A 6569-nucleotide genomic window follows, 5' to 3' on the forward strand; every position below is an offset into this window, starting at 1 on the left:
TTTTATTCATGTTATAACATAATAAAGATGTAATTAATGAAGTTTCAATGCTTCCAATATTTTTAATATAAAATATAATATATACATTGATATTAATAATAAAACATATAAAAAATTTTTAACATCAAAGAAAATTATGAATATTTTTTAGATGAACGTATATAACATAAAAAAAATAGCGAAAAAATTTAAAAAAAATTTTTTCGCTATTTTAAATATCAAAATAATTTTTATATATAATAATTTAAGATACAAACGTTTTTCTTTTTATTAAAAAATGCAATATATTTTTTTCATAAGAATCAATATGATGTATACATTGCATTGTTAAATCAATATCATCCAATCCATTTATTAAACAAAAACAAAGAAATTCATCGATTTTAAAATCATATTGTTTGTTTTCTACAATAATATATCTTTTTAAAAGATTTACATTAAAATAAATCCCAGGTTCAGAAAATGCAATATTAAATAAATTATCAATTACTGCATTAGGTAAAGTAATTAAAAGAAGTTTATTATTAAAACTATTATTATAAAAGATATCAGCAAAACTCGGTGCAATTATTACTTTAAAACCATAATCTAATAACGACCAAACAGCGTGCTCTCTAGAAGAACCACATCCAAAATTGTCTCTTGTTAATAATATACTAGCATTTCTATATATTTTTTTGTTTAAAATGAAATCATTATTTATTTTTAGTTGATTTTTATCAAGAAAACGCCAATCATGAAATAAATATTTACCAAATCCTACCTTACTTACTTTTTTTAAAAATTGTTTAGGAATAATAATATCTGTATCTATATTGGATATATCTAAAGGAAGAACTATCCCTTTATGTTCAGTAAACTTCAACATTTTTTAATTACTCTTATCCAGTATCTTTCTAATATCAACAAAACGACCAAATATTGCAGTTGCAGCCGCCATAATAGGACTAACTAAATGAGTGCGACCTCCTCTACCCTGCCTTCCTTCAAAATTACGATTACTCGTAGACGCACATCTTTCACCTTGTCTCAATTGATCTGCATTCATACCCAAACACATTGAACAACCAGGCAATCTCCATTGAAAACCTGAATTAATAAAAATTTGATCTAAACCTTCATTTTCCGCTTGTTTTTTTACCGATCCCGATCCCGGAACTACAATAGCTTTCACGTATGGAGAAATTTTTTTATTTTTTAATATTTTTGCTGCTGATCTTAAATCTTCTATACGCGCATTGGTACAAGATCCAATAAAAATTGTATCAACAGTAATGTCAGTCAAGAATGTTCCAGGTTTTAATCCCATATAATGACATGCTGATTTTGCTAAATTAGTTTTTATAATATTATGAAAACTATTAAATTGAGGTATTTTGTCTGTAATAGATATAACCTGATCAGGATTTGTACCCCAAGTAACCTGCGGCGCAAGATCAGATATATTTATGGTAAAAGTCTTATCAAAAAGAGCATTATCGTCTGATTTCAATGTATTCCAATATAAAATAGCACTATCCCAATATTTTTTTTTAGGTGAATATTCTTTATTTTTTAAATATGAATAAGTAATTTTATCCGGCGCTATTAATCCTGATTTTGCACCCATTTCAATGGCCATGTTACATATTGTCATTCTTTCTTCCATGCTCATGCTTTCTATAACATTACCACAAAATTCAATAACATATCCTGTTGCACCAGATGATCCTAATTTTCCAATCACTGATAAGATAATATCTTTGGCTGTAACATATAGAGGTATTTTACCTATAATTTCTATTTTCATAGTCTTAAAACGATTCTGTTTTAATGTTTGTGTTGCAAGTACATGCTCAACTTCGGAAGTGCCAATACCAAATGCTAATGCGCCAAATGCTCCATGTGTAGATGTATGCGAATCTCCACATACAATTGTCATACCTGGTAATGTCATTCCTTTTTCAGGTCCTATAATATGTACAATTCCTTGATTTCTATGATTAAGATCATATAGTGCAATATTAAACTCTTTACAATTTTTTATTAATTCTTGCATTTGAATTTTAGCCATAGAACCGGAAGCATTAATATCTCTATTAATGGTTGGGACATTATGATCCATTGTGGCAAAAGTTTTTTCAGGATGTCGGACAGTTCTTTTTTTTTCTCTTAATGCACTAAATGCTTGAGGAGATGTTACTTCATGAATTAAATGAAGATCAATATATAAGAGAGCAGTTTTATTTTTTTCTTTATATACAATATGTGAATTATATATTTTTTCATACAAAGTTTGTTTCATGATACTTACCATTGATTAAAAATTCAGAAATAATATTTCCCATTTCATGAGTATTTACATAGTTTTTTCCATCGGAAATATCTTTTGTTCTATAGCCTTTTTTTAAAGTTTCTATTACAGCTTGGTCTATTTGATTAGCGATTTTAGGCAATTTCATACTGTATCTAACCAACATAGAAATAGACAGTATTTGAGCGATAGGATTTGCAATATTTTCACCTTCAATATCCGGTGCAGATCCTCCAGCAGGTTCATATAAACCAAAATTTTTTTCATTTAAACTAGCTGAAGGTAACATACCGATAGAACCAGTGATCATAGCGCATTCATCTGAAATAATATCACCAAAAAGATTAGAGCATAACAATATATCAAACTGTTCAGGATTTTTAATTATTTGCATAGCAGCATTATCAATATATAAATGAGATAATGTTACATCTGCATAATCTTCAGATACTTGCTCTACTACTTCTCTCCATAAAAGAGAACTTTGTAATACATTTGCCTTATCAATTGAAGTGACTTTACATCTTCTTTTACGAGCTAATTTAAAAGCTAAATGTGCTATACGTTTAATTTCATATTCATGATATATTTCTGTATCAAACGCATAAAGAGAATTTCCTTTGTCTAATCTACCTCTAGGTTTTCCAAAATAAATACCGCCTGTTAATTCCCTTACACATAATATATCAAATCCATTTTTAACAATATTAGAGCGTAAAGGTGATAAATTTTTCAATTCTTTATATAATTGTGCAGGTCTTAAATTACAAAAAAGATTAAATTTTTTTCTTAAAGGCAATAAAGACGCTCTCTCAGGACGTTCATCGTATGGTAGTGTATCCCATTTTTTTCCACCTACTGAACCAAATAAAATAGAGTCAGAGTTTTGGCAACCTATAAGTGTTTTTATAGGTAATGCCATACCTTCTTTGTCAATAGCGCAACCTCCTATATCAAATTCTTTAATTTCTAAAGGTAGTAGAAATTTTTTTTTTAAAATATTTAAAATCTTATAACCTTCTTTCATTACTTCTGGTCCAATGCCATCACCTGGTAATACTGCAATACGATAGTGTTTTTTCATGAAAACATATTCTCTTAGAAATTTTCAATTTAAAAAAATATTTTTTTAATGTTCTTTATTTGTTTTTTAATTTTTTATCTACCTGTTTAACTTTCCAGATATTGTTTAATACATTAATCATTGCTTGTGTAGCTGCTTCAATAATATCAGTAGCCAAACCGATACCGTGGAATTTACGATTATCGCATTCTACTAAAATATCCACTTGACCTAATGCATCCTTGCCTTGACCTTTTGCAGCTAACTGAAATTTTTTTAATATAACATTATATTTTGTAATTCTATTTAATGCTTGATAAATGGCATTAACTGGACCATTGCTGGTGGTAGAAGATTCTGTATGTATTTTTGATCCACATAATAATTTAACCGAAGCTGTAGATAATCCATTATAAACGGATTGTACGCTAAAAAAATGCAAAGAAAAATATTCCATTTTTTCTTGCTGTGTATTAATAAATGCTAAAGCTTCTAAATCATAGTCAAATACTTGACCCTTTTTATCAGCTAACTTTAAAAAAGAAGAATATAATTCATTTATATTATAATCTATGTCTTTATAACCCATTTCATCCATATAATGTTTAACTGCAGCACGCCCGGAACGAGAAGTTAAGTTTAATTTTACTTCTTTTAATCCAATTAGACTGGGTGCCATAATTTCATAATTTTCTCTATTTTTTAAAACACCATCTTGATGAATTCCTGAAGAATGAGAAAAAGCATTACTGCCTACTATAGCTTTATTTGATGGTATAGGCATATTGCAAATATGACTAATAATTTGACTAGTTCTATAAATTTCATGATGTTTTATATTCGTATATACACCTAAAATATCTTTTCTTACTTTAATAGCCATAATTACTTCTTCTAATGCAGTATTTCCAGCTCTTTCTCCCAATCCATTTATTGTGCCTTCTATTTGCCGAGCGCCATATTCTATAGCAGATATAGAATTTCCGACAGCCATACCTAAATCATTATGACAATGTACTGAAATAATTGATTTATGAACATTTGGCACTCTTTCAAATATATCTTTGATAATTGATGAAAATTCTCTAGGTGTTGTATATCCTACAGTATCAGGTATATTTATAGTTTTTGCACCTTCGTTAATAACTTTTTCTATAATATAACATAAATCATCTTTATTAGTTCTTCCTGCATCTTCACAGGAAAATTCTACATCGTCAGTATACCGAAGGGCATATCGAACAGAATCAATTGCCATTTCTACAATTTCGTTAAAATTTTTTCTTAATTTAGATTTTATATGAAGTGTAGAAGTTGCTAAAAAAATATGAATTCGAAAATTTTTTGCTAAAGACATTGCCTCAGCTGCTGCATCAATATCTTTTTTTACGCAACGTGCTAAACTACATATTTTAGTATCTTTAATATTTTTTGCTATGCTTTGTACTGATTTAAAATCTCCCGGAGATGAAATTGGAAAACCTACTTCCATAATATCAATTCCAGTTTTTTCTAAAGATAATGCAATTTGTAATTTTTCTTTAACGCTTAAACTTGCTTGTAATGCTTGCTCACCATCACGCAGGGTAGTGTCGAAAATAATCACTCTAGCATTCATAAATATATTCTCAATAATAGAATTTTTTAAATAAATAAATTTATATAATAAAAATTTCATAAGACAAGTTGATACACTGGTGAAAATGTATCAACTTGTCTTATGAAATTTTTATTATATAAATTTATTTATTATCGTTTTTGTATAATTTGCATAAATTGTTATATTCAATATCAATCTTTTTTTTTAATCTCTTTGGTCCAATTTGAGCTAATTCATTGACCGTATAATAATTGATTAAAATATTTAAAATTTTTTTTCGAATGGATTTCTCGTCCATTTGAGATATTTTTTTTATTTCTTCAAAAGAAACAAATATTTTTTTTTCTTTCATATGAGAATATTTAAATAATCTTATTGTATCGCATAAATAATAATTTATGGTAGATTGTGAAATTTTAAATAACATAAAAAAAACGGGTGTTAGAAAAATTTTTTTATGAGTACTTGTGCTTAAAAATGAATTTTTTATTTTTTTATATTGAATAAAACCCATGGGTTCCATAAATTGTTTTATTAATCGGGACGCGCGTGTAATGGATTTATTACCTGCATCTGATATAGTAGATAATCCGCATTCATCAGACAGTTTTTCAATAGAAGCATTGACTGTATTAGATCGAATATCATAATAATATAACATAGCAATAACCATTGCTCTCATTGCGCGTGCTCTGTTTTCATTTAAACGTCTGACACGAAATAAAACATTACTAGTATTTCGATGAGCAGATATTAACGTATGATATAGCGGGCTTCTCGCTACATCTATTTGTTTTGCTCTTTTTATTGCATAACACACGAATTTTGATCTTTTTTTTTCGTTTTTAGGTTTTTTAAAAACTGGTTTTGAATTATGTATATAATTTTTTCTAGACACAAAGATGATACACTTAATTAATATATACTATATATTTTATAAAAAATCTTATAATATAAAAATATTTTATGAATTAAAAAATTATTGATAAACAATAATAACATAGATATTTTACTTTAAATTTAATTTTTAAAATTATATAAAATAGCATTAACAGTAATACACTATAATGTTATATAAAATTTTTCATACAACAAATATAAAAAATTTATTTTTTTTTACTCATTTTATCAATATATGCCATTCCAAATGCTGATCCTACAAAAGTAAGGTGCACAATGATAGACAATATAATTTTGTTATCTGATATTTTTTCTGCCTCCATAAAAAGACGTAATAAATGTACAGAGGAGATGGCTACAATCGAAGAAGCGACTTTATTTTTAATTGAATTCACATCCATAGTCCCCATCCACCCCAATCTTTTACCGTCATCTTGAATATCCATTCTAGAAATAAAATTTTCATAACCAGAAAACATCACCATCACTAAAAGCCCACCTACCAAAGCAATGTCAATTAAGGATAGTACAACCAATACCAATCCTGATTCCGACATAGTTAAAATATCAGGAAAAATAAAAACGATTTGTTGAAAAAATTTTAACGTTAATAAGACAAAACCGAACGATAAACCCACATATACGGGAAACATTAGCCAACGTGAAGCATATATAATTTTTTCAATAATGTTTTCCATTTTTTTTCCTATTTT

6 protein-coding genes are annotated in these 6569 nt (G+C 27.3%); all 6 read right to left on the bottom strand.

The genetic code is table 11. From position 1 onward, the window contains the following. Positions 1 to 244: 244 nt before the first annotated feature. Positions 245 to 868, bottom strand: coding sequence for a 3-isopropylmalate dehydratase small subunit (gene leuD / locus AB4W59_RS02735; protein ID WP_367673366.1), 624 nt, complete (start codon positions 866 to 868; stop codon positions 245 to 247). Between the two features lie 3 nt (positions 869 to 871). Continuing rightward, positions 872 to 2284: a 3-isopropylmalate dehydratase large subunit gene (gene leuC / locus AB4W59_RS02740; RefSeq protein WP_367673367.1), complete on the bottom strand. Its 1413-nt coding sequence runs from the start codon at positions 2282 to 2284 to the stop codon at positions 872 to 874. Beyond that, positions 2265 to 3377: a 3-isopropylmalate dehydrogenase gene (gene leuB, locus AB4W59_RS02745; protein ID WP_367673368.1), complete on the bottom strand. Its 1113-nt coding sequence runs from the start codon at positions 3375 to 3377 to the stop codon at positions 2265 to 2267. The genes leuC and leuB overlap by 20 nt, the downstream gene beginning before the upstream one ends. Before the next feature lie 55 nt (positions 3378 to 3432). Then, the gene (gene leuA, locus AB4W59_RS02750) at positions 3433 to 4974 is read right to left on the bottom strand and encodes a 2-isopropylmalate synthase (protein WP_367673363.1); all 1542 of its coding nucleotides are present in this window, start codon (positions 4972 to 4974) and stop codon (positions 3433 to 3435) included. Between the two features lie 124 nt (positions 4975 to 5098). Beyond that, positions 5099 to 5854: a plasmid replication initiator RepA gene (repA, locus tag AB4W59_RS02755; protein WP_367673364.1), complete on the bottom strand. Its 756-nt coding sequence runs from the start codon at positions 5852 to 5854 to the stop codon at positions 5099 to 5101. Between the two features lie 208 nt (positions 5855 to 6062). After that, entirely contained in the window at positions 6063 to 6554 is a 492-nt protein-coding gene (locus tag AB4W59_RS02760) for a TIGR00645 family protein (protein WP_367673365.1), read from the bottom strand. Between the last annotated feature and the right edge of the window lie 15 nt (positions 6555 to 6569).

The sequence above is a fragment of the Buchnera aphidicola (Cavariella theobaldi) genome (assembly GCF_964059165.1).
Classification (GTDB): Bacteria; Pseudomonadota; Gammaproteobacteria; order Enterobacterales; family Enterobacteriaceae; genus Buchnera; species Buchnera aphidicola_BO.